This is a genomic window from Arthrobacter agilis, from assembly GCF_006494655.1.
Classification (GTDB): domain Bacteria; phylum Actinomycetota; class Actinomycetes; order Actinomycetales; family Micrococcaceae; genus Arthrobacter_D; species Arthrobacter_D agilis.
Genome location: NZ_VHIM01000002.1, coordinates 187,706 through 214,173 on the forward strand (window position 1 = coordinate 187,706; position 26,468 = coordinate 214,173).

Below are 26,468 nucleotides of genomic sequence, written 5' to 3' on the forward strand. Positions count from 1 at the left end.
GCCCGTGACCACGGATTCGGCGCACGCGCCAACAACACATCGCACCGCCGCTTCCGGTACCCGTCCGGCGGACCTCCGCCGGACGGGCACGCCCCGGCGGCGCCGTCCGCGCCGGGACTCGGTCGCGGGCTACGTCTTCCTCTCGCCCTGGCTGCTCGGCTTCGTCGGGCTCACCCTCGGTCCCATGCTGGCCTCCCTGTATCTGGCCTTCACGGACTACAACCTCTTCACCGCCCCGGAGTGGACGGGCCTGGACAACCTCACCCGGATGGCCAATGACGACCGCTTCTGGGGCTCGGTGAAGATCACCCTGATCTATGTGCTCGTGGGCACGCCGATCAAGCTCGCAGCCGCGCTCGCGGTGGCCATGCTGCTGAACTACAAGGCCCGCGGGACGGCGTTCTTCCGGTCCGCCTTCTACGCACCGAGCCTCATCGGGGCCAGCGTCAGCATCGCGATCGTGTGGCGCGCCATGTTCTCCACCGACGGACCCGTGGACGGAACGCTGAGCCTCTTCGGCATCACCATGGGTGGCTGGATCGGGAATCCGTCCCTGATCATGCCGATGATGATCCTCCTTGCCGTCTGGCAGTTCGGGGCCCCCATGGTCATCTTCCTCGCAGGCCTCAAGGGCGTCCCCGCCGAACTCTACGAGGCGGCTTCCGTGGACGGCGCCAAGGCCTGGCGCAAGTTCATCAGTGTCACCATCCCGATGCTCTCCCCGGTCATCTTCTTCAACCTGTTGCTCGAGATGATCAACGCCTTCCAGATCTTCGCGTCGGCCTACATCATCGGGTCGGGGACGGGCGGGCCCGGCGGTGCCACCAACTTCTACACGGTGTACCTCTACACCCGGGCGTTCACCAACAACCAGATGGGCTACGCCTCGGCCATGGCCTGGGTCCTGCTGCTCGCCGTCGGAGTCCTGGCCTTCATCCTCTTCCGCACCTCCAAGAACTGGGTCCACTACGCAGGAGACTCCAAGTGACCACTATCGAATCGAACCCTGCCGTACCGGTGCCGGTGGACCCGGAGAACCGCAGGCAGTCCGGCCCGCGCCGGCGGCCCATGCGCCGCCACATCCCGACTGCCCTCTGGATCGTGGGGATCCTCGCCCTGACGGCGGTCGTGCTCTATCCGCTCCTGTGGATGGTCTCGGCGTCGCTCAAGCCGAACTCGGAGTTCGGCAGCAACCAGGGGTTCTTCCCGGAGAATCCCACCTTCGACAACTTCGTGAAGGTCATGCAGGGCATCGCAGGCATTCCCACGTGGAAATTCTTCCTCAACTCGCTCATCCTCGGCGTCGGGGCCGTGATCGGCACCGTCATCTCCTCGTCGATGGCCGCCTACGCCTTCTCGCGGATCAACTTCCGGGGCAGCAAGATCCTGTTCGCGGCGATGATCGGGACACTGCTCCTCCCGTTCCACGTGCTGATCATCCCGCAGTACATCATCTTCCGGAACCTGGGCCTGATCGACACCTTCTGGCCGCTGCTCGCCGGGAAGTTCCTGGCCACCGAGGCGTTCTTCGTCTTCCTGATGGTGCAGTTCATCCGCAACCTGCCCCGTGAACTCGATGAGGCCGCGCGCATCGACGGCTGCGGCCACGGGCGGATCTTCCTGTCCATCACGCTGCCGCTGATCAAGCCCGCCCTCATCACCTCGTCGATCTTCGCGTTCATCTGGAGCTGGAACGACTTCCTCGGACCGCTCCTCTACCTGAACTCGCCGGACAAGTACCCGTTGCCCCTGGCCCTGCGCATCTTCAACGACCAGACGAGCACCTCGGACTACGGCGCCACGATCGCCATCTCCGTGCTGGCCCTGCTGCCCGTGATGCTGTTCTTCATCATCTTCCAGCGGTTCCTCGTCGACGGAGTCGCCACGCAGGGCCTCAAGGGATGACACCGAGCCGGCGCGACGCAGCGGCCGAGCGTGGACGCCTTGCGGCCGTCCGTGACGGCAGCGCCGTGCGCTGGCCGGGGGCGACGGCGAAGTTCGCCCTGTTCGGCGAGGTGCTCTGGGTAGGCGTCCTGTGCTGCGTCGCGGCCCTCGGGGTCATCACCATCCCGGCATCCCTCGCCGCCGGGTCGGCGCACCTGCACCGCTTCCTCCGCGCCGAGGACTCCACGGTGAGACAGTTCGTGAGCGACTTCGGCGCGGCGCTGAGGCGTGGCTGGCCCGCCGGGATCGGCGTCGTCGTCGCGGCGTCCCTCCTGCTCCTCGACATCGTCGTCGCCACCTCGGGGCTCCTGCCCGGCGGGCAGCTCGTCCTCGGGGCCGGGGTCCTCCTGCTGGTCGGACTGCTGTGCGGGCTCGCCGGCACCACCGCCCGCTGGCACACGACGCGGTCGTGGCAGGCCGCGGCGCTCCTCTGGGTCAGGGACGCACGCGACGACCCGGCCGGCATTCTCTGGCTCGCCGCCGCCGTCGTCCTCACCGCGGTGGTCGCATGGCAACTGCCGCCCCTGATCATCCCGGGTGTGGGCTGCCTGGTCTTCGCCGCCCTTGCGACGTCGGTGCGCGAGCGTCGGCGCCGTACCTGACGGCGCCGACCCGCACCCCGACCGCGCACAGGTCGCGGACCGTCACCAGCCCCAACCCCGCATCCCCGCCCGATCCCAGGAGACCACGTGCACTACGGCGCCGACTACAACCCCGAACAGTGGCCCGAGGAGGTGTGGCCGGAGGACGTCGCCCGTATGCAGGAAGCCGGTGTCACGATGGTGAGCCTGGGCATCTTCTCCTGGGCACGCATCCAGCCCTCCGAGCACGAGTTCGACTTCGCATGGCTAGACCGCATCATCGGGATGCTGCACGAGGGCGGTATCGCCGTCGACCTTGCGACAGCCACCGCCTCACCACCGCCCTGGGCCACCGTCGCCTACCCGGAGATGCTCGCGGCCGACGAGAACGGCACGCCCTACTGGCACGGGAGCCGGCAGCACTACGCTCCGTCCTCGCCCGCCTACCGCGGACTCGCGGCTGCGCTCGTCACGAAGATCGCCGAACGCTACGCCGCGCACCCCGCCGTCGTCCTCTGGCACGTGAACAACGAGTACGGCTGCCACCTGAACATCGACTATTCGGACGCTGCGCGCGATGCGTTCCGCCGATGGCTCCAGCGACGGTATGACACGATCGATGCCGTGAACGAAGCCTGGGGCACCATGTTCTGGTCCCAGCGCTACAGCTCCTTCGCCGAAGTCTTCCCGCCGCGCCGCGCGCCCTACAGCCACAATCCAGGCCAGTTGCTCGACTACCGCCGATTCACCTCGGACATGCTGCTCGAGTGCTACCGCATGGAACGGGACATCATCCGGGCCGCGGGAGCAGGGCAACCCATCACCACCAACTTCATGGGAGCCTTCAAACCCGTGAACTACGCACAGTGGGCCGGCGAGCTCGATGTGATCAGCGATGACCTCTATCCGGACCCCAATGATCCCGAGAGCTTCCGTGAGGGTGCCTTCCACGGCGACCTCATGCGGTCACTGAAGCCCGGTACGCCCTGGCTCCTCATGGAGCAGGCCTCCAACGCGGTCAACTGGCGGCCCACGAACGCCCCGAAGGCGCCGGGCCAGCTCGCCGCGCAGAGCGTGCAGGCGGTGGCCCGCGGAGCGGACGGCATCCTCTTCTTCCAGTGGCGGCAGTCCCGGGCAGGTTCGGAGAAGTTCCACTCGGGCATGCTTCCGCACGCCGGAACCGCGACGCGCACCTGGCAGGAGGTCGTGGCGCTGGGTCGCGAGCTCGATGCCCTCCCCGACCTCCCCGCGGACAACGGTTCGGCGCGCGTGGCCATCCTCCTCGACTGGGAGAACTGGTGGGCGATCGAGAACCCCGACCACCCCGTGCCGCTGGACTACCTCTCACTCGTGAGGGGCTGGTACGACGCCGCCCACCGCCTCCACGTGCAGGTCGACCTCCTGCCACCGACGGCGGACCTGGCGCCGTACGACGTCGTCCTCGCGCCCCACCTCTACCTCCTGACGGCGCAGGCCGCCGCCACCCTGCGGAGCTTCGTCGAGGCAGGCGGGCATCTGCTGGTGACAGCCTTCACCGATGTGGTCGACGAGCACGACAGGTTCCGCCCCGGTGGCTTCGGGACGCAGCTGCGCGATCTGCTGGGAGTGGTGATCGAGGATTTCGGCGCGCTGGTCCCGACGGAGTCGACGGCTCCGGGCCAGCAGTACGCGCAGGTGGCGGGGGAGGGGATCGCCTTCGCCGGGTCCCTCCTGGCGGAGGAGGTCCATGCCGTGGACGCGCAGGTCCTCGCCCGGTTCGAGGGCGGTCGCGGGGACGGGCGGCCCGCCTTCACGACCGCAGCCCGTGGAGCCGGTCGTGCCTACTACCTCGCCACCGTGCCCGACCAGGACGGCGCGGAGCAGCTGCTGCGGCAGGTGCTCGCCGGAGCCGGGGTGGATCCCGTGCTGTCAGGCCTGCCACCCATGGTGGAGGCGATCCGCCGGGGCCGGCTGCTGACCGTCATCAACCACGGCGCGGACGAGGCCGGTGTCGTCGTGCGCGGCAGGGACGCGCTCGGCGGTGGTGAGGTGGACGGCGTGACGCTGCAGCCCTTCGGCTACGCGCTCGTGCTGACGGACCATTGAGAGCCCGCGTCCGGACCACAGGTCGACGGCGGACGCAACGCCTGCCGGGCTACTCTCCTGAACAGCGGAAGAGGCGTCCTCCGACCTACGCTCGAGGTATGGACAAGCCGAGCCAAGACCACCACCTGACGGACCTGGGCAGTACCGACGGGATCGATCCGACGGATGTCGGGCAGATCCAGGACGGTCCGCTGACGGCGGCCGACGAGGTCGATCTCATCGCCAACCAGGCCGTGCCCGACGCCGACCCCTCGCCGACGACGCTGGCGGGCAATCTCGGCCTCGAGGACGCTCCCGCGGACAATCCGACGACCGACGACCGCTTCGGCGGCGCGGCGGGCTGACCCGGACGGAATGCCCTCGATCGTCCCGCTTTGCGGGGGCCGGCCTTCGTCGTCCCGCTGCGGGCCCGGCCTCAGGCGCGCAACTGCTCCACCATGTCGAGCACCACGGCGCGCAGATCGCCGTCGTTCTCCTGGGCTATGCGTCGCTGCCGCTGGTATCCCGCTCCGCGCTGCAGGATGCCCTCGACGTCCGCGAGCTCGGCGGAGCACCCCAGGGTCGCCGCGACGGGTTCGAGCCGGTTCAGGACCTCGACGAGGTGATCGGTGACCAGCTGCTCGTTGCCGGCCGCATCGAGGATGATGATGGCGTCCAGGCCGTACCGTGCAGCCCGCCACTTGTTCTCCTGGATGTGCCACGGCTGCATGGTGGGAATGGCTCCGCCGGCATCCAGCGTCGTCGAGAACTCGTGCACCAGGCACTGGGTCAGGGCCGCAACCGCTCCGACGTCCCGCAGCGTGGACAGGCCGTCGCACACGCGCATCTCCACGGTGCCGAGGTTCCCGACGGGGCGGATGTCCCAGCGGATCTCGCTGACGGAATCGATGACTCCCGTGGTCGACATGTCCTGGACGTAGGACTCGTAAGCGGCCCAGTCGTCGAAGTGGAACGGAAGGCCGGCGGTGGGCAGCTGCTGGAACATCAGTGCCCGCTGCGATGCATACCCCGTGTCCTCGCCGCCCCAGTAGGGCGATGATGCCGACAGTGCCTGGAAATGCGGGAAGTAGTTCACGAGGCCGTCCACCACCGGGAGGGCTTTGTCCCTCGAATCGAGGCCCACGTGCACGTGGACGCCGTAGATGACCATCTGCTGGCCCCACCACTGGGTGCGGTCGATCAGCTTGGCGTAGCGCTCGCGGTCGGTGACCTGCTGGGAGCGCGGAGCGCTGAAGGGGTGGGAGCCGGCGCAGAAGAGCTCGACGCCCATGGGATCGGTCACCTCGCGGACTGCGGCGAGCGAGCGCGCGAGGTCCTCCTTGGCTTCGGCGACCGTGGTGCAGACACCCGTCACGAGTTCGACGGTGTTCAGCAGGAGCTCCTGCTTGATGTGCGGGTGCTCGTCGTCCTCCTGGAGCTCGGGATGGTTCGCGCTGACCCCCCGCAGCACCTGGTTGGCCACCGAGACGAGCTCGCCGTTGTAACGGTCGACAAGCGCCAGTTCCCACTCGACACCGAGGGTGGACTGTGCGGACTGCGCGAAATCGATTGTCAAGGAGACGCTCCTGGAACGGGACGGGACGGGGGGTGCTGATGCCTCGGCAATGCGCCGTCGTAGAGAGGACCGTGCTCAAGTGTAGTGAGGATGGCGGCCTGTGGAGGTCCGCGCAGCACACAGATGGCATCGGTGCGGGAGAATGGCCGGGTGCCCATCCTGAACAAAGACATGACCCTCTGCATCTCCCTGGCTGCCCGCCCGAGCAACATCGGCACGCGCTTCCACAACTACCTCTACGAGGAGCTGGGGCTGAACTACATCTACAAGGCCTTCACCACCAGCGATCTGCCCTCGGCGATCGCCGGACTGCGCGGACTGGGGATCCGGGGCTGCGCCGTGTCGATGCCTTTCAAGGAGGACGTCATCGCCCTCGTGGACCACCTCGACCCGTCGGCGCGGGCGATCGACTCGGTGAACACCATCGTGAACGACGACGGCGTCCTCACCGCCTACAACACGGACTATCTCGCGATCGAGCGGCTGATCCGCGACCACTCCGTCCCCGCGACCCATTCGGTGCTGGTGCGGGGTTCGGGCGGGATGGCGAAGGCGGTCGTCGCGGCGCTCCGGGACTCGGGGTTCACCCGGGTGACCGTCGTCGCGCGCAACGAGCGGACCGGTCGAGCGCTCGCCGACCTGTACGGGTTCGCGTGGCAGCCCGAGGTGGGGGAGGCGACGGCGGATCTCCTGCTCAATGTGACGCCGTTGGGGATGACGGGTGCCGACGCGGACGCGGTCGCGTTCCCGCAGCACGCCGTCGACGCCGCGCGCGTGGTGTTCGACGTCGTCGCCTCGCCGTCGGAGACGCCGCTGATCCGGGCGGCACGCGCTGCAGGGACGCCGGTCATCACGGGCGCCGAGGTGGTGGCTCTGCAGGCGGAGGAGCAGTTCGTGCTCTACACGGGCATCAGGCCCACGCCGGAGCAGGTCCGGGCGGCCGGGGAGTTCTCGCGGCGGGAAGGCTGACGGGAACGGAGCGGTCAGATGCGGATCCAGAGCACGTCGTGGGCGGCCAGGGTCAGCGCGGTGTCGAGGCGAAGACGTCGCCCGGAGATGAGCTCGGCCCCCGTCCTGGGTAGGCCGGACAGCGTGGTGGCGCCGACCGTCTGCGGGGTGTCCGCGACGTTCGCGAGCACCACGACCGTGGAGGCCTCCCCGTCGAGCAGCCCCGGCCGCTGGTATCCGAGGACGTGCGGATTGTGGGTGTGGAACGGCAGCAGCCGGCTGCCGGCGAACTCGGGGGTGGATTGCCGGACGTCGATGAGGTGCACGAGATCGGTGAAGACGGCACCGGCGTCCGCCGTCCTATCGGTCCTCGCAGCGTAGCGCTCGGTTGGGTAGGCGGGACGGCCCACCCAGCGGCTGTCGTCCGCCTTCGCCGGGTCCTCCGTATAGGCGTAGTCGTTGAGCTGGCCCACTTCGTCGCCGAGATAGAGCAGCGGTATGCCGCCCGTGCTGAGGATGATCGAGTGTGCCAGAAGGATCCGGGCCACCGCGGCGGAGTCTCCCGCCTCCAGCCCGGCGAGCGACGCCGTGGTCCCGGAGATGCGGCAGTCGCCCGTCCGGGGATTGTCCTGGAACGGGACACCGCGCGCGAAGCTGTCGGGGAACCGGTTCACGTAGAAGGCGTTGAGGAAACGGCGGTGGTCGTGCCCGTCGATGCCGAGTTCCGCGGCGTCCTCGTCCGAGAAGGTCCAGCCGATGTCGTCATGGCTGCGGACATAGTTGACCCAGGCGGTGCCGTCGGGGATGCCGTGCCGTCGTTCGAGCGCCTGCGACAGGAGCGAGACCTCGCGCGTGGCCAGGGAGTTCCAGATCAGGGCCATCTGCAGCGGGTTGTAGCTGAGCTGGCACTCGCCGGGATCGATGTACTGCGCCACCTCGTCAGGGTGGACGATCGCTTCGGACTTGAACAGGAGCGACGGCGCTGCGAGCCGGCAGACGGCGTTGAACGCCTGCAGGAGCAGGTGCGCCTCGGGCAGGCTCTCGCAGGCGGTGCCGAGCTGCTTCCAGATGAAGGCGACGGCGTCCATCCTGATGATGTCCACGCCCTGGTTCGCGAGGAAGAGCATCTCTCCCGCCATCGCGCGGAAGACCCTCGGACTGGTGTAGTTCAGATCCCACTGGAAGGAGTGGAACGAGGCCCAGATCCAGCGTCCGTCCTCGAGCTGCACGAACGAGCCCGGGTGGTCGTCGGGAAAGATCTCGCGGACGGTCTGCTCGAACGCGTCGGGCATCCGACGGTCCGGAAAGATCCAGTAGAAATCTGCGAAGTCGGGATCGCCGGCGATGGCCTTCCGGGCCCAAGCGTGCTCGTTCGAAGTGTGGTTGAAGATGAAGTCCACCACCAGCGCTATCCCGTTCTCACGGAGCTCCCGTACGAGCCCGGCGAGTTCCGACATGGTGCCGAGGCGGGGATCCACGTCCCGGTAGCTGGAGACCGCGTAACCGCCGTCGGAGTTCTCCTCCGGCGCCAGGAAGAGCGGCATCAGGTGCAGGTAGGTGAGACCGAGCGTCCGGAAGTACGGGATACGTTCCCGCACGCCCGCGAGACTTCCTGCGTACAGATCCACATAGCAGACCCCTCCGAGCGTCCTGTTGGACTGGAACCAGTCCGGAGCCATGGCCCGGGACGCATCGATGGCCTTCAGATCGGCGGGACGCTCCTGCCACGAGACCGCGGCATCGAGGACCACCTGCAGGAGCTCCGCGTCCGCGTCGTGCCCGTAGAGGCGATGGAACAGCGACTGCAGGCGTGGGAACTCCGTATCGAACCGGGCCTCGAAGGACGTCCAGTCGGCCTCCGACGTGGAGTCGAGCCGCGCGGCCTGCAGCCCCGCTCGGATCTGGTCTGCGGCCGGCGTGGTGGACGTCATCCGTCAACCATAGGGCAGCCGATGCACGAAGCGCCGCGCCCCTTCCGGGACGCGGCGCAACAGGAGCGGAGCAGGAGGTGCGGCTGCTATTCGGCGACCGGGATCGACTGCGACTTCAGCGAGTCGATGGTTTTCTGCTGCCCCGTCTCGAGGGCGTCCATCAGCGTGCCGGAACCGCCGATGGCAGCACCGAAGCCGTCGGAGACGTCGGTGTAGGTCTGCGTCATGGTGGGGCCCCAGGTGAAGTCGGGGTCCACGTTGGAGGATGCCTCCGCGAAGACGTCGTAGATCTTCTGTCCGCCGTAGAACTCGACGCCGCCGGCGAAGGCCTCCAGTTCGGTGGCCGACTTGGCCGCCGGGTACAGGCCGCCCAGCTCGTTGGCGAGCGCGAGGGCTTCCGGATCGGTGTTCAGCCAGAGCGCGAACTTCGCGGCTTCGGCCGGGTGGTCGGAGCCCTTCAGCACTGCCGTCGAGGAGCCGCCCCAGTTGCCGGCACTCTGGGTGTCCGCTTCCCACTGCGGCATGGGTGCTACGGCCCACTTGCCGGCGGTGTCCGGTGCGCCGTCCGAGAGGGTGGTGGCTCCCCAGACCGCGGAGACCCAGGTCCACTGCTGGCCCGTGTTGAAGGATGCGTTCCATTCGTCTGAGAAGGACGGCAGGGTCGAGACGAGGTCCTCGGACAGGAGGTCCTGCCAGTAGGTGGCCACTTCCTCGGATTCCTCACCGGTCAGGTTCACGTCCCAGTTCTCGCCGTCGTTCGAGAACCACTGGCCGCCGTTCTGCCACACCATCCCGGCGAACCAGTTGACGTCGGTCTTCGGGAAGTTGGTGATGTAGGCGCCCTCCGCCTTGATCTGCTCGGCCGCCGCGGCGTACTCCTCCCACGTGGTCGGAACCTCGATGCCCGCCTCCTCGAAGAGGTCGGCGCGGTAGTACATGGCCATGGGGCCGCTGTCCTGGGGAACTGCATAGACGGAACCGTCTTCTCCGAAGGTCACCTGCCCCCACGTCCAGTCGACGAACTGGTCCTGGGCCTCTTCGATGCCCTCGCATTCGGCGATGTTCTCGAGGCCGTCCTGCACGCGGAAGTTCGGCAGGGCGTCGTACTCGATCTGGCCGAGGTCCGGGGCGTTGCCGGCCTGGATCTGGTTGAAGAAGTTCTGGTACGTGCCCGAGTTGCCGTTGGGGCCGGTCTGGACGGTGACCTGGATGTCGGGGTTGTCCTCGTTCCACAGTTCGACGACCTGGTCCATCCCCGGGACCCAGGTGGTGAAGGTGAGCTCGACGGGCCCGTCGGATGCTTCGCAGGGGACTGCCTCGGCAGCTGGCGCCGAGCTGTCTCCGCCGGCTGAACAGCCGGAGAGAGCCAGCGCAGAGAGGGCAAAGGCCGCGGTGACTTTTCCGTAATGCGCGCGCATTGTCTTTCCTATCGGTTGATTGAACAGTGCGGTGCGGGGGCGGACGCCCTGGCACCCGGAGTGCTGGTCATGAGGATCAGGGGTGTTACTTGACGCCGCCGGCGCCGAGCCCGCTGCTCCAGAAGCGCTGGAGGGCGAGGAAGGCGATGATCAGCGGGACGATGGAGACGAGCGCCCCGACGATCACGAGCGACCGCAGTTCGGGGATCTGGCTGATCTGGCTGTTCCAGGCGTAGAGGCCGAGCGTGACCGGGAAGAGCGACTGGTCGCGGAGCATGATCAGCGGGAGGAAGAAGTTGTTCCAGATGGCGACGAACTGGAAGAGGAAGATCGTCACGAGGGCCGGTGCCATGAGGCGCGTGGACACCGTGAAGAACGTCCGGATCTCACCCGAACCGTCGAGGCGGGCGGCCTCGAGCAGTTCCCCGGGGACGCTCGCCGCCGCGTAGATGCGGGCCAGGTAGACGCCGAACGGACTGACGAGGCTCGGCAGGAACACGGCCCACATGGTGTTGGTCAAATTCACCTGGCTGAAGATGAGGAACAACGGGAGGGCCAGCGCCGTCGCGGGGACCAGGACGCCGCTCAGCACGATGTTGAACACGGCCTCGCGGCCCCGGAACTCGTACTTGGCCAGGGCGTATCCGCACATCGCGGCGATGACGGTGCCGATGAGCGCTCCCACGCCGGCGTAGAGGGCCGAGTTCAGCAGCCACCGCCCGAAGAGCCCGTCGCCGTAGGAGAACAGGCGTCCGAGGTTCTCGAAGAAGGTCCCGAGCGAGTTCGCGGTGAACCACAGGGGAGCCGTGGAGGTGATCTCCCCGCCGGTCTTCGTGGACGTGGTGAGGAGCCACCAGATCGGGGTGAGGAAGTAGAGGGTGAAGACACCCATGATGAGCATCGCGGCACTGCGTGACATGACGCTCTGCCGGGGCCCGCGGGCGTTGGTGTCGGCGCTGTTCGATGTCGTGCTCCCGCCGCGCGGGCTCTTCGGGGTGGTGGCTGGGGCTGCCGTCACTGGGTGACCTTCCGCTGGGTCGACTTTAGGAAGATGAAGGACAGGATGAACGTGGCGAGGGCGAGAACCACCGAGAAGGCCGCGGCGAGGTTGTAGTTCGGCACCGATGCCGTCGTGTAGACCGCGAGGTTGGGGGTGAACGTGCTGTTGATCGCCGAGCTGAAGCTACGGAGCGTCTGCGGCTCGGCCAGGAGCTGCAGCGTTCCGATGATGGAGAACACCGCAGTGAGGATGATGGCCGGGATCACCAGGGGGATCTTGATGCGCCACGCGATCTGGATGTTGCTGGCGCCGTCGAGCCGCGCCGCCTCGTAGATCTCCGTGGGGATGGCGAGCAGCGAGGAGTAGATGATGAGCATGTTGTAGCCGACGTAGACCCAGGTCACGATGTTCGCGATCGCCCAGAGGACGAGGTTCGCGGAGAGGAAGTCGACGTTCGAGGTCACGGCTCCGAAGGGGGAGAGCGACGGCGAGTACAGGAACCCCCACATGATGGCGGCGATGACGCCGGGAACGGCGTACGGGGCGAAGAACGCGAGCCGGAAGAACTTCTTGCCCTTCAGCAGCGGCGAATCGAGGAGCAGGGCGAACAGCAGGGCCAGGCCGAGCATGATCGGCACCTGCACCACGCCGAAGAGGAGCACGCGGCCCACGGACTCCCAGAACGCCGTGTTCTGGAAGACCTGCTCGTACTGCACGAAGCCGCCGAAGACCTGCCGGGGCCTGCCGAAGGTTCCCTCGCGCTCGACGGTGAGCAGGGACTGCACGATCGCGTAGATGATCGGGATCGCGTAGAAGGCGAGGAAGAGAACCGCGAACGGAGCGATGAACAGGGCCACGGCGCGGCGCTGCGCTCCCGACGAGCGGTTCTTCCTCCTGGCGGGAGGCGCGCTGCCTGTCCCGGCCGGAGTACTAGTGACGGTCATTGCCTGCGTCCTTTCGGCCCTGCGAGGAGCCGTCGGTATCGGGGTGTGCTGGGGTGCGGACGACACGCACGGCGCCGCCGGGAATCACGACGACGTCGGCCACGGCCTCGGCGGTCAGCAGTTCCATACCGCTGACCCGGTGCTTGCGGTCCTCGGTCGAGTGGTTGATCAGGAAGATGTAGTCGTGGCCGTCGCCGCATCGCGTCACGCACTCGAGGCCGGACTGGGCTTCGGGGAGCCGGACTCCTGCAGCCGCTGCGGCCCGCAGGAGCAGGTCCTTCAGGACCCCGCCGTCGAGCACGGTCCCCGTGTACCAGGCCTCACCCGAGCCGACGCGGTTGCGCGTCACCGCTGGAGCGCCGCTGTGCGGCCCGGTCGCGAAGCGGAGCACGGCCTCGGCCGTGGTGAGCCGGAGCGTCTCGGACCAGAGCGACGCCGGGGAACCGTTGTCCAGGGTCAACGGGTGCGCCGGATGGAGCGGGAAGAACTCCTCGGACCGGATGCCGAGCAGGTCGAGGAACGCCCCGGGATAGCCGCCGGGCCGTACGCGCTCGTTCTCGTCGACGATCCCGCTGAAGAAGGTGACGAAGGCCGAGCCGCCGTTGCGGACGAAGTCGGTGATCACGGCGGCGTGCTCGTCACGGATCAGGTACAGAGTGGGGACCACCACGAGCCGGTAGGCCGAGAGATCGGCGCCCGGCGCCACGACGTCGACCGTCAGGCCCGCCTCCCAGAGCGCCGTGTAGGCGGCATGGACCTGTTCGATGTACCGGACATCGCCCGAGGGGTGGGACTCCTGGTCGTGCGCCCACCATGCCTCCCAGCTGAAGACGAGTGCGACGTCGGCGTGCACGGTGGTGCCGGCGAGTTCGCCCAGCCTGCCGAGCGCGGCCCCCAGCCCGACGACGTCGCGCCAGGTCTGCGAGTCGGTCCCGGCATGGGGGAGCATGGCCGAGTGGAACTTCTCGCTGCCCTGCAGCGAGGCTCGCCACTGGAAGAAGCAGAGGCCGTCCGCGCCGCGTGCGAGGTGCGTCAGCGACGTGCGGAGCATCTCGCCCGGTCCCTTGGCGATGTTGCGGGGCTGCCAGTTGACCGCTCCGGTGGAGTGCTCCATGAGCAGCCACGGCTGGCCCTGCGCGAGCCCGCGGGTCGTATCCGCGGCGAAGGCCAGTTCCGCCAGGGGGGTCTCGAGGCGGTGGTCCACGTAGTGGTCGTTGGCGATGACGTCCATCTCAGGCGCCCACGTCCAGTAGTCCTGGTTGCGGATGTGTGCCGCGACCATGAAGTTGGTGGTGACGGGCACGTCGCTGTTCCGCCGGAGCACGGCTTCCTCCGCGCTGTAGTGCGCCAGCAGTTCGTCGGAGCTGAAGCGGTTGAAGTCGAGGGTCTGCGTGGGATTGGTCGCGGAGAGCGTGAGCCGCGGCGGAAGGATCTGCTCCCAGGCGGAGTAGCGCTGGCTCCAGAACGCAGTGCCCCAGGCAGCGTTCAGGGCGTCGAGGGTTCCGTAGCGCGACCGGAGCCAGCGCCGGAACGAGGCGGCGGAGACCTCGCAGTAGCACAGGGAGTTGTGGCAGCCGAGTTCGTTGGAGACGTGCCAGAGGCGCAGCGCGGGGTGCGTGCCGTAGCGGGCGGAGACCTGTTCGACCAGTGCGAGTGCGCGTTCGCGGTAGATGGGGGAGCTCGGGCAGACGGCCTGGCGGCCACCGGGCCAGCGGGTGGTGCCATCGGCGGCTTGCGGGAGGACCTCGGGATGCGCGGTGGTCAGCCAGGCCGGCGGCGACGACGTCCCGGTGCCCAGGTTGACCCCGATGCCGTTCGCCGAGAGCAGGTCCATGACGGCGTCGAGATCGTCGAAGCGGAAAGCGCCCTGGTGGGGCTCGATCTCCGCCCAGCCGAAGATGTTGACGGCGACGAGATTGACGCCGGCTTCCTTCATGAGCCGCACGTCCTCGTCCCAGACGGACCTGTCCCACTGCTCGGGGTTGTAGTCGCATCCGTACACGAGCTGTTCGGTGCCGGACAGCCCTGCGACGGTGGTTGTGCGTGCCAAAACTGCTCCTCGATCCTGCGGTGCCGATCCCCGTGCGTGTGCGTGGGGAGCGGACCGGTGCGTTCTGTGAACGCTCCCAGAATTGGGTAGCCGTACTCTCCGTCGAGAATCTGTGAACGCTCCCAGAGTAACGACGGTCACAGTCACTGTCAACAAGAGCCACGGCTCCCGGCAGACTCTCCTCCGGACTCCGCCTGCTTCCCGCGACAGGGAGGAAGCAGTACCGGTGGCGACGGGGTGTCGGCGGCTGTACTGTCGTGCCACCACATACCCCTCCGGGAAAGGTCGCAACGATGGGACATCTTCTCCGCAAGACCGCACTTCTGGCAGCGACGGCGATCGGCATCTCCACGCTGGTAGCTCCTCCGGCCTCCGCCATCACGGGCGGCCAGCCCGATGGCGAAGCGCACCCGAGTGTGGCGCTGATCCTCGCCTACAGCGAGGAGGACAACCAGCGCTACCGCTGCTCCGCGACACTGATCGAGCCGACCGTCCTCCTGACCGCGGCGCACTGCACCGAGGGGACCGCGGGTAGCACGCTGGTCACCTTCGACTCCGTCGTGGCTGAAGCCCCGCCGGCCCCCTTCCCGGCGGCAGCCGACCCCTCCGCCGGGTACACCGGGGCGGAGCTCGCTGCCGCGGGGTACCGTTCCGGCACGGCGGTCACGCACCCGGACTACTCGGACTTCACGGACCCGGCGAACTGGAACGACGTCGGCGTCGTCATCCTGGACGCTCCGGTCACGGGGATCGAACCAGCCGAGGTAGCGCCTCTCGGGTACCTGGACGGTTTCCGCTCACCCGCCCTGAACCGCACCATCTTCGAGGTCGTCGGGTACGGCACTGAAGTGCGCAAGCCGGAAGCCGGACCACAGAAGCCCCAGCCCATGTCCTACCCCCTGATCAGGCGGACCACCACGTCGCCCGGCCAGAAGCTGACGCCGCAGATCCTGCAGTTGCAGGGCAACCCGAATGACAACCGGGGCGGCGGAGGAACGTGCTTCGGGGATTCCGGCGGTCCGGTCTTCCTCAACGGCTACCTCGTCGCCGTGACCAGCTACGGGTACACCTCGAACTGCCGCTACCTCGGCGGCTACCAGAGGGTGGAGATCCCGGTGGTCCAGGACTGGTTGGCCGAGATCCTCTGACCTACCTCCCGCGACGGAAGGAGCAGGCCTGCCGCGGGCCTGCTCCTTTCTCTGGTGCACCACATCATCGGCAATCCGGGGCGGCTGGAGCCGGCCTCTTGCCAGCCACACCGAACAGGGCCACAGTGAGGTGGAAAACCAAGGGGAGGCCGCGATGAGCACATCAGCCGAGCACGTGTCCGACACGACCGCCTCGACGGGGGGGCCGGAGCTGAAGCGGGTCCTGGGGCCGAAGCTGCTCCTCCTGTTCATCGTCGGCGACATCCTCGGTGCCGGTGTTTACGCCGTCACAGGCACCATGGCGGGCACGGTCGGCGGGATCGTCTGGCTCCCGTTCCTGCTGGCGTTCCTCGTGGCGACCATGACGGCCTTCTCCTATCTCGAACTGGTGACGCAGTACCCGCAGGCTGCCGGCGCCGCCCTGTACACCCACAAGGCTTTCGGCATCCACTTCGTCACGTTCCTGGTGGCTTTCGCCGTCGTCTGCTCGGGCATCACCAGTGCCGCGACGTCGGCGAACGTGCTCGCACAGAACTTCTTCGGCGGGCTGGAGGTCAACGGCTGGCTCGAGATGCCGGGTCAGGGGGTCATCACGATCGTGGCTCTGGCCTTCATGCTGCTGCTCGCCGCCATCAACCTGCGCGGGGTCGGCGAAAGCGTGAAGTTCAACGTGGTACTCACCCTCATCGAGATGGCCGCGCTCTGCATCGTGATCGGCGTCGGTTTCTTCGCCATGGCGCAGGGCAACGGCAACATCGGTCAGATCTTCGTCTTCGCGGACGCACAGGACAAAGGCCTGTTCCTGGCCGTGACGGCTGCAACGTCCATCGCCTTCTTCGCGATGGTCGGTTTCGAGGACTCGGTGAACATGGTGGAGGAGACGCAGGAACCGGAACGCATCTTCCCGCGGACCATGCTCACGGGCCTGGGGATAGCCGTCATCTTCTACGTGCTCGTGGCCATCTCCGTGGTCACGGTCCTCAGCCCCACCGAGCTCGCGGGCATCCGCGAGGCCGAGGGGGCGGCGCTGCTGGAGGTGGTCCGTGCGGGCTCACCCGGGTTCCCCATCGACAGGATCTTCCCGTTCCTCGCCGTGTTCGCCGTCGCAAACACGGCCCTCATCAACATGCTCATGGCCAGCCGGCTCATCTACGGGATGGCCCGCCAGGGAGTCCTTCCCCGGCCGCTCGGCAAGGTGCTCCCCGTCCGCTGCACACCCTGGGCCGGCATCGCGTTCTCGACCGTCCTCGCCCTCGGCCTGATCGTGTACGTGACCAGCGACCCGGACAGCAATATCGTCGCCAACCTCTCCGGGACCACCGCCTTCCTGCTGCTGTGCGTGTTCACCGTCGTGAACGTCGCGTGTGTGGTGCTGCGCCGCAAGCGGGACGTGAACCAGAAAGTCTTCTTCACCTCGCCCGGCCCGCTGCCGATCGTCGCGGCGCTCCTGTGCGCATTCCTGGCCGGCCCGTGGGTGGGGCGCGACGCCGTCCAGTATCAGATCGCGGGCAGCCTCATGGCGATCGGCGTGGTGCTGTGGCTCATCACGTGGCTGATCAACCGTCGGACCAACACGCAGGCGGGGGATCTGAGCTCGCTCGACGGCTGACCCTCCGCAGGCCGCCCGATACCATCGCCGCATGGAGATCCTTCGCTACGCGGCCTTCACCGACACCCCCGCCGGCGGCAACCCGGCCGGAATAGTGCTCGATGCCGACCATCTCGACGCGGCGAAGATGCAGGCCATCGCCGCGGAGATCGGGTATGCGGAGAGCGCCTTCGTCATGGACCGCGCTCCCGGAGCGGCACGCGTCCGTTTCTTCGCCCCGGAAGCGGAGATCCCGTTCTGTGGTCACGCGACGATCGCCACCGGCGTCGCGCTGGCCGAGCGGGAGGGCCCCGGCCGCCTGCTGCTGTCGACGCCCGTGGGCGAGATCGACGTCGTCACCCACGTGACGGAGGGCCACCTGCGGGCGTCCCTCGTGACCGTGGAGCCATACGTGACGGGGCTCGACGGCGCGGTCCGCGCAGAGCTGCTGCGCCGACTGCGACTGACGGAGGACGACCTCTCCGTGGACCTGCCCGTCCGGCTGTCTTTCGCCGGAAACCTGCATCCCATCGTGCCCGTACGCACTGTCACCGTTCTGCGCGGGCTCGACCACGATGCCGACGGACTCAGGACGCTGATGGCGGATCAGGGCTGGGGTGCCACCGTCGCCGTCGTCCACCGGAGGGAGCCGCTCGTGTTCGACGCCCGGAATCCGTTCCCTCCGGGCGGGGTACGGGAGGATGCAGCGACGGGATCCGCCGCGGCCGCCCTCGGCGCCTACCTGAGGGACCTCGGCGAGATCGCGCCGCCCGTGGGCTTCACCGTGCACCAGGGATCCGACGTCGGCCGGCCGTCCGTCATCTCGGTGCACGTCCCGGTCTCGGGTGGGGTGACCGTCACGGGAAGCGCGGTACAGATCAGCGCGAACAGCGGGATCAGCGCCAAGGGTGGGCGGTAGGTCGAGTCCTACCTACCCACCGGACTCCACTACGAAGCGTGCATCACAGTGTCGGCACCGTTGCTGAGCCGGGCGGACCAGCCGGTGATCGCAAAGCGCCACCACCGTGACCGGTGCGCTCGAGGACGAGGAAAGGAAGGCCCCGGGGAGGCTACGCGGATGGGGGATACACGCGCAGACGACCGGGGCCTTCACCGCCAGTTATACGTTGTGGGAGCGCTTCCGTCCTAGGGGGACGTGCTGACGTTTCCATTCAGGGCGCAGCCGCGAACGTCCCCCGGCGTGACTGAACATCACCGGCCGAACACGCCCGAATTCCTCGTCCTGTCTCGTCAGGGCCACGGGGCGTAGTGCTGGTGGACTTCGGGCTGCCTAGAGGCCCACGAGGAGCTCTCTCATCGCCTCGATCTCGGCGTTCTGCGTCTCGACGATCATACCGGCCAGCTCGACCGCTTCAGGGTTCTCGCCGTCATCGATCTCGGTTCGTGCCATGTCGACCGCGCCCTCGTGGTGGGCTGTCATGGATTCCAGGAACATGCGGGACGCCTCGGTACCTTCGGCTGATTCGAGGTCGGCCATCTGGTCCTCGCTCATCATGCCCTCCATCGAGTCCGCCTCGGACCCCATGTCACCCATGTCGTGGCCGTCCATGCCGCCTTCCGGCTCCAACGGTTCCCCCCAGGCGTCCAGCCAGCCGGTCATGGTTTCGATCTCGGGACCTTGGGCATCCTTGATCTTCGTTGCGAGATCGGTGATCCCGGGGCTGATGCCGTCCTTGGCCAGCATCATCTCGCTCATCCGAACCGCTTGCTGGTGGTGCGGAATCATCAGCTGCGCGAACATCACGTCCGCGTGGTTGTGCTCCTCCGACACAGCGTCACCGCTGGTGCTGGCTTCAGCGTCCGCGCCGGAGGCAGATGCCGCTGCCTCGGTGCTGGTGGTGCCACTGCTGCTCGTGCCACCGCTGCTCGTGTCACCGGAGTCGGTTCCGCACGCGGGGAGCGCGAGGACTGCTGCGAGGGTCAGTGCGGCAAGGGAAAGGGAACGCTTCATGGTGGTCAAATCCTTCAAGGCTCGAATGGGCGTGCGGACTCGCAAAGATCCTGGCCGTACCGCTCCGGACGAGCAGGCGGTGGGCCGCGAATTCTATCTGCGGCTGATACAGAGGTGAGTCAGCGAACCGCGGTGTCAGGTGCCCGCGATGGGCGCGACGAGCGCGTTCGTGACGTTGACGAGATCGGCGGGTGCGAGTTCGACGTCGAGTCCGCGTTGCCCTCCCGAGACGAAGACAGTCCGGTGGGAGAGCGCCGACACGTCGATGACCACGGGGGACGGCTGCCGCTGACCGATGGGCGAGATCCCCCCGAGGACGTAGCCGCTCCGCCGCTGCGCCGCAGCAGGATCCGCCATCACCGCCCGGTGCCGGCCGAGCGCGGCGGCCAGCGCCTTCAGGTCGAGGGAGCCACTGACCGGGACGACCGCGACAGTGAGTGTGCCGTCGACGCTGGCCATGAGCGTCTTGAACACCCGCTCCGGCTCGACGCCCAGCGCTGCAGCGGCTTCGAGCCCGTAGGAGGGGGCGCCGTCGTCATGCTGATAGGGGCGGGCGGTGAAGTCGATGCCCGCGGCCGACAGCGCGGAGAGCGCGGGAGTGCTGCGGGCACCGGGTGTTCGTCGGCCCACAGCTGCTCCTTCGGGTGGTTCTACGAGGCGGTCGCGACATCCTGCGCGGGAGCGAGGTCCCAAGGGTCGGGCTGTCCCCAGACACCGCTGAAGTCACAGGTAAGAATGAACTCTGCCATCACGCTACCCGTGAGCACGAGTCCCTCGGCGTACTCGACGCCGTGCCGGAGCGTCCGGTCCACGCCGCGGGACGCGAGCGCCTCGGCAAGCACCTCGACGTCGAGCGGCGCCTCCGAGCGGGTGGAGCACCAGTACAGGTACAGGCCCTCCAGTTCGTCGAAGGAGACGAGGGAGCCGTCGGCGGTGACGGTGGTGCAATCCTGCAGGAACGTGGGGATGTGCTGCGTCATGGGGATGATTCCTTTGCAGTAGTCCGGGGGGCCGACGAAAAGTGGGTCGGCGGGAGAAGCGCTCGGGGCGGAAGACTGTGCCCGCAAGCAGTCGGGGCGGGAGGAGCGCGGCGGCGACCCGATCGGATTCTGGAACTTCAGCGGCCGGCCGCGGACGGATCAGGAGGCGCGCGCGGACATCAGGACAGCGCGGGAGGAAACGGGACCGGCGTCGGTGGCCGGCGCAGAACGGCCGGTAGGGCCACCTGCGGGCGGTGGTGGAAGAAGGCTTCGCGATGGTGCAAGGTGCACGCCCCGATCGGGGATGGTGCTCTGCCGATGGGTACCCGATGCGAGGATCGCGGACCGACAAGAAGAACTGAAGGCAGTCGCCTTCTTCTAGACAACTGCTTCCACCCTACGCTTCTTTTCGCACGGATGGCCTGTGGATGCTCCGCTAAAGTACACATATGCCCTCGCCCCGCACCCGGAACCGCCGGGCGACCATCAACGACGTCGCGACGGCGGCGGGGCTCTCGCGGGGGACGGTCTCGCGGGTCGTCAACGGTGAGCGGTACGTCTCCGACGAGGCGCGCGTGGCCGTCGAGGAGGCGATCGCGCGGGTCGGGTATGTGCGCAACTCGGCCGCCCGTAATCTCGTCACGCAGGAATCGCGCGCCATCGCGCTCATCATCCACGAACCGCACTCGCTCCTGTTCGAGGATCCCAACATCGGCTCCATCCTGCTCGGCGCCAACGAGGTGCTGTCCAAGGCGGACTACCAGCTCGTCTCGCTGATCATCGACTCGGACCGCGACAGCCGCAGGGTCGCCGACTACCTGCGCGGCGGGCTCGTCGACGGCGCCGTGATTGTCTCCGCCCGGGCGTCCGATCCGATCGCCTCCGCGGTCCGCGACATCGGCGTACCGGCCGCCTTCGTGGGACACCCGCCGGGAACACCGGACCTGCCGTACGTCGCGATCGACAATGCCGCCGCCGCACGCTCCATCACGGAACGCCTCGTTGCGACCGGACGTCGTCGGATCGGCATGATCGCGAGCGCCATGGATCGCGATTCGGGGTATGACCGTTTCACGGGGTTCCGCGCTGCGCTCGGCGATCGTTTCGACCTGGGGCTCGTGGTCGAGTATCCGCTGTACACCTACGCGGCAGGATTGGAGGGGATGCAGGAGCTCCTGCAGCGCTGCCCCGACATCGACGGCGTGTTCGCGGCCTCGGACGCGGTCGCCGCAGGCGCCATGACCGCGCTGCAGGAGTCCGGGCGGAAGGTGCCCGACGACGTCGGGATCGTCGGATTCGACGACAGCAGCTGGGCCCTGCGGACACGACCCCAGCTGTCCACCGTCAAGCAGCCCGCCGATCTGCTCGGCAGCACGGCCGCCGAGCTGGTCCTTGCGCAGATCCGGGGTTTGCCGAGCCCGGTGCAGGTGCTGGACACGGTGGTGGTCTGGCGGGATTCCGCATAGGCGCCGAGGAGAGGAGCGCCCGTCATGTGGATCGGATGTCTCGGGATCGAGCTCCTCAGCGCACGGCGGCGGCTCCTCAGCAGCGACGACTCCTAGGCGCCGGTGTCCGCCGTCGTGAGCCGGTGGAGCGCGCCGTCGTCGAAGGCCTCCAAGAGTACGCGGATGTCCTTGTACACCTCGACGGCACCGGCATCCCGCAGTTCCGCCTCGCTCGTTCCGCCGGACGCGAGGCCGATGGTTGGGATGTCCAGCTCCGACGCCGCGTGGACGTCCCAGACCGAATCCCCGACGAACACTGTGTTCGCCGCTTCCAGCCCGCCGGCCTCCAGGGCTGCCACGAGGATGTCGGGGGAGGGCTTGCTGTTCTCGGCGTCGCGCGAACTCGTGGCCGCGCTGATGGCGTCATCGGCGTCGATGATGCCCCGCAGCACGCCGAGTTCCTGCTGCGAGGCGGAGGATGCGAGGACCACCGTGAGGCCGTCGGCCGCGCAGCGGCGGACAAGATCGCCCGCGCCCTCGAACGGCCGGAGGCCGGGCCAGTAGCTCGAGAAGATGGCGCCGTGCGTCGAATCGAGGTCGGTATCCTGTTCCGGATCGCGATCATCTCCCAACAGGTGCGCCACGAGCTTGTCACCGCCCATGCCGATGGCGCGGTGGATTTCGGCCAGCGGGACGTCGTACCCGAAGCGCCGGAAGGCCTGCCACCACGCGATGGTGTGCTGGTAGTTCGAATCCACGAGCGTCCCGTCCACGTCGAAGAGGACTCCGTGCCGTACGCCTGCCGTTGTCCTGTCCTGATCCTGTCCGTCCGCCATGCGCCGTCCTTCCGTTCGTCGAGTCGTCCCTGATCCACCAGTGTAGGAATCCCGGCCTGTCCTGTCCCTGCGCACCCGTGCTTGCAGCGCAGGGACAGGACGGCGCAGGGTGGCGGGGTCACACCGCCGGCACGGGCTCGACGACGATCGCCACGCGGTCCTCACCGATACGCGTCAGCACGAGGGTGGCCTTCCGGCGGCCCTTGCCGGAGCCGGTCAGCACCTGCTTCCGGACCTCCTCGGGCGTGACGGAGAGGCCGCGTTTCTTGATGTCCAGGACGCCGATCCCCTCGGAGCGCACCCAGGCCTTGAGCGCCCTGACGTTGTAGGGGCGCACGTCGAGGACCCGGTATGCGCGGGCGAAGGGCGTGTCGACGTAGGTGGGTGCGCAGATGTAGGCGATCATCGGGTCCAGCAGGTGCCCACCCACCTCGGCAGCCAGGTCCGCCACGAGTTCGGCGCGGATGACGGCGCCGTCGGGCTCGTAGAGGTAGCCTCCGGGCTCTCCGATCGCCGCGGTGGGACCCTCGCCGAACTCCGCCGCGGACACCATCTCCGCAGCGCCGCTCGCGCCGATCACCAGCGCGGCCCGGCGGACGTCCGCCCGCCGGAGGGCGTTGAACCACAGAGCCACCTCGGTGACATCGCCGTCCACCGAGACCCACTGGGCCTCGCACGTTTCCGGGATGGACGCGTGCGGCATGCCGGGTCCCATCTTCACGCCGACCGGCTTCCCACCGTTGGCGAGTTCCTGCACGAAGGAGAGCGGAGGGGAAAAGGCCTCCGGGTCGAAGATCCGTGCCGTACCCGACGTCGACGTCGTCCTGCGGGCAGGGTCGAGCCACACGCCGTCGTATCCGGCAATGTCCACATCGGAGGCATCCGCGTTCACCACTCGCGCGTTGGGGAAGGGCATGAGATTCATGGTCGCGGCCGCGGCGGTGGTCTCGTCGAGCTCGACGGCAGTGACCTCGCGGTCGAGCGTTGCGAGGGCCATGCTGTCGGCGCCGAGTCCACAGCCGAGATCGGCGACCCGCAGGAGGCCGGCGTCGACGAAGCGCTTCGCGTGGCGGGCCGCGACCGTGAGCCGGGTGGCCTGCTCCAGCCCCGCTGCGGTGAACACCATGTGCTCGGCGAAGGGCCCGAACTTGGCGGAGGCCTTCGCCCGGAGTCGCGATTGTGTGAGGGCTGCGGCGACCATCCCGGGCGCATACCCCGATTTCCGCAACTGCTCCGTAAGGCGGAGGCTGTCCGCCTCCGTGTAGGGACCGAGCGAGTTCAGCAGGTCCCAGCCCTCGGGGGTGAGGATGTCCGCGATATTGTCCGAAGCCATACGGCCAGACTAGGCGAAGTAGACACCGATCCGATGGCCCCGGATGAGCTCCACCTGGATGTCCACGTCGTACACGTCGCGCAGGACCGCGGGTGTCATGATCTCCTCGGGCGGTCCCTGGTGGATGACCGCGCCGTCCCTCATGGCCATGAGGGTGTCCGAGTAGCAGGACGCGAAATTGATGTCGTGGATGACCAGCACCACGGTCTTGCCGAGCTCGTCGACGAGCCGGCGAAGCAGCTGCATCATCTCCACGGAGTGCTTCATGTCCAGGTTGTTCAGGGGCTCGTCCAGCAGGATCACGTCGGTGTCCTGCGCCAGCACCATGGCGATGAAGGCACGTTGGCGCTGGCCCCCGGAGAGCTCGTCGACGAAGCGGTCCGCCAGTCCGCTGAGGTCGAGATAGTCCAGCGCACGCTCGATGTGTTCGCGGTCCAGGACGGTGGGCCGGCCGCCGTTGTGCGGGAACCGGCCGAAGCCGACGAGGTCGCGCACCGTCAGGCGGACGGTCAGCTGGTTCTCCTGCCGGAGGATCCCGAGTGTCCGCGCGAGCACCCGTCCCGGCGTGGTGCTGACATCGAGACCGTCCACGTGGACCGTCCCGGCGTCGAGCGGCAGGAGCCTGCTCATCATGGACAGCAGGGTCGACTTGCCGGCGCCGTTCGGTCCGATGATGGACGTGACGCCGCCGCCCGGGATGGTGGCGCTGACGCCGTCCACCACGGTCGTCGTCCCGTAGCGTTTGGTGGCGTTCTCGAGGGTGATCACCGGACACGGCCTTTCAGGAGGAGGACGAGGAACACGATGCCACCGGTGAATTCGATGACGATGCTGAGGGCCGTGTCGAAGGCGAAGACCTGCTCGAGGACCAGCTGGCCCCCCACGAGGGCGATCACACCGAGGAGGACGGCGATCGGGAGGACCACGGCGTGGCGGAACCGACTGCACAGCTGGTAGGCGAGGGCGGAGACCAGGAGCCCGAAGAAGGTGGCGGGTCCCACCAGTGCGGTGGACACGGCGACGAGCACGGAACAGATCACCAGGACCAGCGTCACGGTCCGGCGGTGGTCGACGCCGAGGCCCACCGCGGTGTCACGGCCCAGGGCGAGGACGTCGAGCCGGTGGCGAAGCCGCCACGCCGGGACGCACAGCCCGGCGACGACGAGCGCCGACACGTACAGGAGCGTGGGATCGACGCGGTTGAAGCTCGCGAAGAACAGATCCTGCAGGATGATGTACTCGCTCGGGTCCATGAGGCGTTGCAGCAGCGACGAGGCGCCCCGGAAGAACACTCCGAAGACGATTCCCGCGAGCAGCAGGAGATGGAGGCTACGACCGCCGCCCGCGAAGAGCCACCGGTAGAGCAGCCAGGAGAAGGCGACCATCAGCACCACCTCGATGGAGAAGCGGGCCGTGGTCGGCATGGTCAGGACCGTCCGGGCACCCAACGCGAACACCAGCACCGTCTGAATGAGGACGTAGAGGGCATCCAGCCCCATGATGGACGGCGTCAGGATCCTGTTGCCGGTGACCGTCTGGAACAGGACCGTGGACACGGCCACCGCCACGGCGACCAGGATCATCGCACCGACCCGGTTGAGCCTGCGCGGCAGGACGTAGGCGAGGTTCCCCTCGAGTCCCACCAGCAGGAAGGCTGCGACCAGCGCCGCGGCCGCGGTGCCGAGGACGACGATCCAGGCGCGCGGCGGCACGGTGCGGACAGGCTTTCGCGTGCTCTGCAGGACGGCGGTGGGCAGCGGATCGGTCTTAGCGCGCACCTGTACCCCTCCTGACGAGCAGGGCGATGAACAGTGCGCTGCCCACCACCGAGACGATCACGCCCACCGGGACCTCGTAGGGGAAACGGATGCTCCGGCCGATGATGTCGCAGGTGAGGACGAAGCCCGCCCCGAACACCGCTATCCAGGGGACCGCGCGGCGCACGTTGTCACCGATCAGCAGCGACACCAGATTCGGCACGATCAACCCGAGGAAGGGGATGGATCCGACCACCACGACGACGACGGCGCTGATGAGGCTCACCAGGATCAGGCCCAGGTTCATCGTGCGGCGGTAGTCCAGCCCGAGGTTGGTGGTGAATTCCTCGCCCATGCCGGCCACCGTGAACCGGTCCGCGCAGATGTAGCCGACGGCGGCCAGCACGGCGACCAGCCAGAGGAGCTCGTAGCGCCCGCGGATCAGTCCGGAGAAGTCGCCGATCATCCACGTGTTCAGGGTCTGCAGCAGGTCGAAGCGGTAGGCGGAGAAGGTGGTGACCGCAGCGATGACACCACCGAGCATGATGCCGACCAGCGGCACCACCAGTGTGTTGCGGAGGGGGATGCGGCGCAGCACCGAGAGGAAGAGTGCTGTGCCGGCCATGGCGAAGAGTGCGGCGACGACCATCTTTCCCACGACGGGAGCCCCGGGGAGGAGCAGTGTCGCGACGAGGATCCCCGCCGTCGCGGACTCGACCGTGCCGACGGTCGAGGGCTCCACGAACCGATTGCGTGCCATGAGCTGCAGGATGAAGCCGGCGATGCTCAGGGCGACACCGGCCAGGACGACCGCCAGGGTACGCGGCACCCGGCTGACGAGGAAGGTCTGCCACACGAGCGGGTCGCCGGACATCAGCTGGGCGGGGGAGACGTTGGAGACGCCGACGAACAGGCTGATCACGGCAAGCAGGAGCACGGCCCCACCGGCAACC

Annotated in this window: 24 protein-coding genes; 10 read left to right on the plus strand and 14 right to left on the minus strand. The window is 68.0% G+C overall.

The genetic code is table 11. From position 1 onward, the window contains the following. Nucleotides 1-4 precede the first annotated feature (4 nt). From FJV46_RS03720 to FJV46_RS03740, 5 genes are all read left to right on the plus strand, one after another. Complete coding sequence (locus FJV46_RS03720) at nt 5-988, plus strand: carbohydrate ABC transporter permease (RefSeq protein WP_087029848.1); 984 nt, start codon at nt 5-7, stop codon at nt 986-988. Next, nucleotides 985-1,905, plus strand: a complete 921-nt coding sequence (locus FJV46_RS03725) for a carbohydrate ABC transporter permease (RefSeq protein ID WP_370684689.1) — start codon at nt 985-987, stop codon at nt 1,903-1,905. The genes FJV46_RS03720 and FJV46_RS03725 overlap by 4 nt, the downstream gene beginning before the upstream one ends. After that, nucleotides 1,902-2,546: a hypothetical protein gene (locus FJV46_RS03730; protein WP_087029845.1), complete on the plus strand. Its 645-nt coding sequence runs from the start codon at nt 1,902-1,904 to the stop codon at nt 2,544-2,546. Before FJV46_RS03725 ends, FJV46_RS03730 begins: the two co-directional genes overlap by 4 nt. A gap of 87 nt (nt 2,547-2,633) precedes the next feature. Further along, the gene (locus FJV46_RS03735; RefSeq protein WP_232008430.1) at nt 2,634-4,610 is read left to right on the plus strand and encodes a beta-galactosidase; all 1,977 of its coding nucleotides are present in this window, start codon (nt 2,634-2,636) and stop codon (nt 4,608-4,610) included. A 98-nt stretch (nt 4,611-4,708) separates the two neighbouring features. Next, nucleotides 4,709-4,954: a hypothetical protein gene (locus FJV46_RS03740; RefSeq protein WP_087029842.1), complete on the plus strand. Its 246-nt coding sequence runs from the start codon at nt 4,709-4,711 to the stop codon at nt 4,952-4,954. Nucleotides 4,955-5,025: 71 nt separating this feature from the next. On the opposite strand, the gene FJV46_RS03745 is transcribed toward FJV46_RS03740, so the two are convergent. Further along, nucleotides 5,026-6,165 carry a glutamate--cysteine ligase gene (locus tag FJV46_RS03745; RefSeq protein ID WP_087029839.1) on the minus strand — a complete coding sequence of 380 codons (1,140 nt, stop codon included), beginning with the start codon at nt 6,163-6,165 and terminating at the stop codon, nt 5,026-5,028. Between the two features lie 150 nt (nt 6,166-6,315). On the opposite strand from FJV46_RS03745, the gene FJV46_RS03750 reads away from it, so the two are divergent. Beyond that, nucleotides 6,316-7,134, plus strand: a complete 819-nt coding sequence (locus FJV46_RS03750) for a shikimate 5-dehydrogenase (RefSeq protein ID WP_256940820.1) — start codon at nt 6,316-6,318, stop codon at nt 7,132-7,134. A gap of 14 nt (nt 7,135-7,148) precedes the next feature. Here FJV46_RS03750 and FJV46_RS03755 read toward each other — a convergent pair whose 3' ends face one another. The 5 genes from FJV46_RS03755 to FJV46_RS03775 all read right to left on the minus strand — a co-directional run bounded on the left by FJV46_RS03755 (nt 7,149) and on the right by FJV46_RS03775 (nt 14,456). Next, nucleotides 7,149-9,044, minus strand: coding sequence for an alpha-amylase family protein (locus FJV46_RS03755; RefSeq protein ID WP_087029836.1), 1,896 nt, complete (start codon nt 9,042-9,044; stop codon nt 7,149-7,151). Nucleotides 9,045-9,130: 86 nt separating this feature from the next. Next, the gene (locus FJV46_RS03760; protein ID WP_087029833.1) at nt 9,131-10,462 is read right to left on the minus strand and encodes an ABC transporter substrate-binding protein; all 1,332 of its coding nucleotides are present in this window, start codon (nt 10,460-10,462) and stop codon (nt 9,131-9,133) included. An 85-nt stretch (nt 10,463-10,547) separates the two neighbouring features. Continuing rightward, on the minus strand, nt 10,548-11,381 hold the full coding sequence (locus FJV46_RS03765) for a carbohydrate ABC transporter permease (protein ID WP_087030361.1): 834 nt from the start codon (nt 11,379-11,381) through the stop codon (nt 10,548-10,550). Between the two features lie 95 nt (nt 11,382-11,476). Then, the gene (locus FJV46_RS03770; protein WP_087029831.1) at nt 11,477-12,406 is read right to left on the minus strand and encodes a carbohydrate ABC transporter permease; all 930 of its coding nucleotides are present in this window, start codon (nt 12,404-12,406) and stop codon (nt 11,477-11,479) included. Beyond that, nucleotides 12,393-14,456, minus strand: a complete 2,064-nt coding sequence (locus FJV46_RS03775) for a beta-galactosidase (RefSeq protein ID WP_087029828.1) — start codon at nt 14,454-14,456, stop codon at nt 12,393-12,395. Before FJV46_RS03775 ends, FJV46_RS03770 begins: the two co-directional genes overlap by 14 nt. 293 nt (nt 14,457-14,749) lie before the next feature. Between FJV46_RS03775 and FJV46_RS03780 the strand changes: the two genes are divergently transcribed. The 3 genes from FJV46_RS03780 (at nt 14,750) to FJV46_RS03790 (ending at nt 18,111) form a co-directional block, all read left to right on the plus strand. Next, nucleotides 14,750-15,604 (plus strand): S1 family peptidase, encoded by an 855-nt coding sequence (locus tag FJV46_RS03780; protein WP_087029825.1) that lies wholly within the window; start codon nt 14,750-14,752, stop codon nt 15,602-15,604. Between the two features lie 154 nt (nt 15,605-15,758). After that, a complete protein-coding gene (locus FJV46_RS03785) occupies nt 15,759-17,213 on the plus strand; it encodes an APC family permease (protein ID WP_087029822.1) in 1,455 nt (484 codons plus the stop codon). Nucleotides 17,214-17,244: 31 nt separating this feature from the next. Further along, a complete protein-coding gene (locus FJV46_RS03790; protein WP_087029819.1) occupies nt 17,245-18,111 on the plus strand; it encodes a PhzF family phenazine biosynthesis protein in 867 nt (288 codons plus the stop codon). A 372-nt stretch (nt 18,112-18,483) separates the two neighbouring features. On the opposite strand, the gene FJV46_RS03795 is transcribed toward FJV46_RS03790, so the two are convergent. The 3 genes from FJV46_RS03795 to FJV46_RS03805 form a co-directional block, all read right to left on the minus strand. Continuing rightward, the gene (locus FJV46_RS03795) at nt 18,484-19,164 is read right to left on the minus strand and encodes a DUF305 domain-containing protein (RefSeq protein ID WP_087029813.1); all 681 of its coding nucleotides are present in this window, start codon (nt 19,162-19,164) and stop codon (nt 18,484-18,486) included. Between the two features lie 135 nt (nt 19,165-19,299). Then, the gene (ybaK, locus tag FJV46_RS03800) at nt 19,300-19,794 is read right to left on the minus strand and encodes a Cys-tRNA(Pro) deacylase (protein WP_087029809.1); all 495 of its coding nucleotides are present in this window, start codon (nt 19,792-19,794) and stop codon (nt 19,300-19,302) included. Between the two features lie 20 nt (nt 19,795-19,814). Then, nucleotides 19,815-20,144 carry a hypothetical protein gene (locus FJV46_RS03805; RefSeq protein WP_087029806.1) on the minus strand — a complete coding sequence of 110 codons (330 nt, stop codon included), beginning with the start codon at nt 20,142-20,144 and terminating at the stop codon, nt 19,815-19,817. Nucleotides 20,145-20,593: 449 nt separating this feature from the next. Between FJV46_RS03805 and FJV46_RS03810 the strand changes: the two genes are divergently transcribed. Beyond that, on the plus strand, nt 20,594-21,610 hold the full coding sequence (locus FJV46_RS03810) for a LacI family DNA-binding transcriptional regulator (protein ID WP_087029803.1): 1,017 nt from the start codon (nt 20,594-20,596) through the stop codon (nt 21,608-21,610). A 92-nt stretch (nt 21,611-21,702) separates the two neighbouring features. Here FJV46_RS03810 and FJV46_RS03815 read toward each other — a convergent pair whose 3' ends face one another. From FJV46_RS03815 to FJV46_RS03835, 5 genes are all read right to left on the minus strand, one after another. Further along, nucleotides 21,703-22,425 carry an HAD family hydrolase gene (locus FJV46_RS03815; RefSeq protein ID WP_087029800.1) on the minus strand — a complete coding sequence of 241 codons (723 nt, stop codon included), beginning with the start codon at nt 22,423-22,425 and terminating at the stop codon, nt 21,703-21,705. A 118-nt stretch (nt 22,426-22,543) separates the two neighbouring features. Further along, entirely contained in the window at nt 22,544-23,758 is a 1,215-nt protein-coding gene (locus tag FJV46_RS03820; RefSeq protein ID WP_087029797.1) for a class I SAM-dependent methyltransferase, read from the minus strand. Nucleotides 23,759-23,767: 9 nt separating this feature from the next. Next, nucleotides 23,768-24,526, minus strand: coding sequence for an iron ABC transporter ATP-binding protein (locus FJV46_RS03825; RefSeq protein ID WP_087029794.1), 759 nt, complete (start codon nt 24,524-24,526; stop codon nt 23,768-23,770). Continuing rightward, a complete protein-coding gene (locus FJV46_RS03830) occupies nt 24,523-25,536 on the minus strand; it encodes an iron chelate uptake ABC transporter family permease subunit (RefSeq protein WP_197715693.1) in 1,014 nt (337 codons plus the stop codon). The genes FJV46_RS03825 and FJV46_RS03830 overlap by 4 nt, the downstream gene beginning before the upstream one ends. Next, nucleotides 25,526-26,452 carry an ABC transporter permease gene (locus FJV46_RS03835; RefSeq protein ID WP_232008428.1) on the minus strand — a complete coding sequence of 309 codons (927 nt, stop codon included), beginning with the start codon at nt 26,450-26,452 and terminating at the stop codon, nt 25,526-25,528. Before FJV46_RS03835 ends, FJV46_RS03830 begins: the two co-directional genes overlap by 11 nt. Between the last annotated feature and the right edge of the window lie 16 nt (nt 26,453-26,468).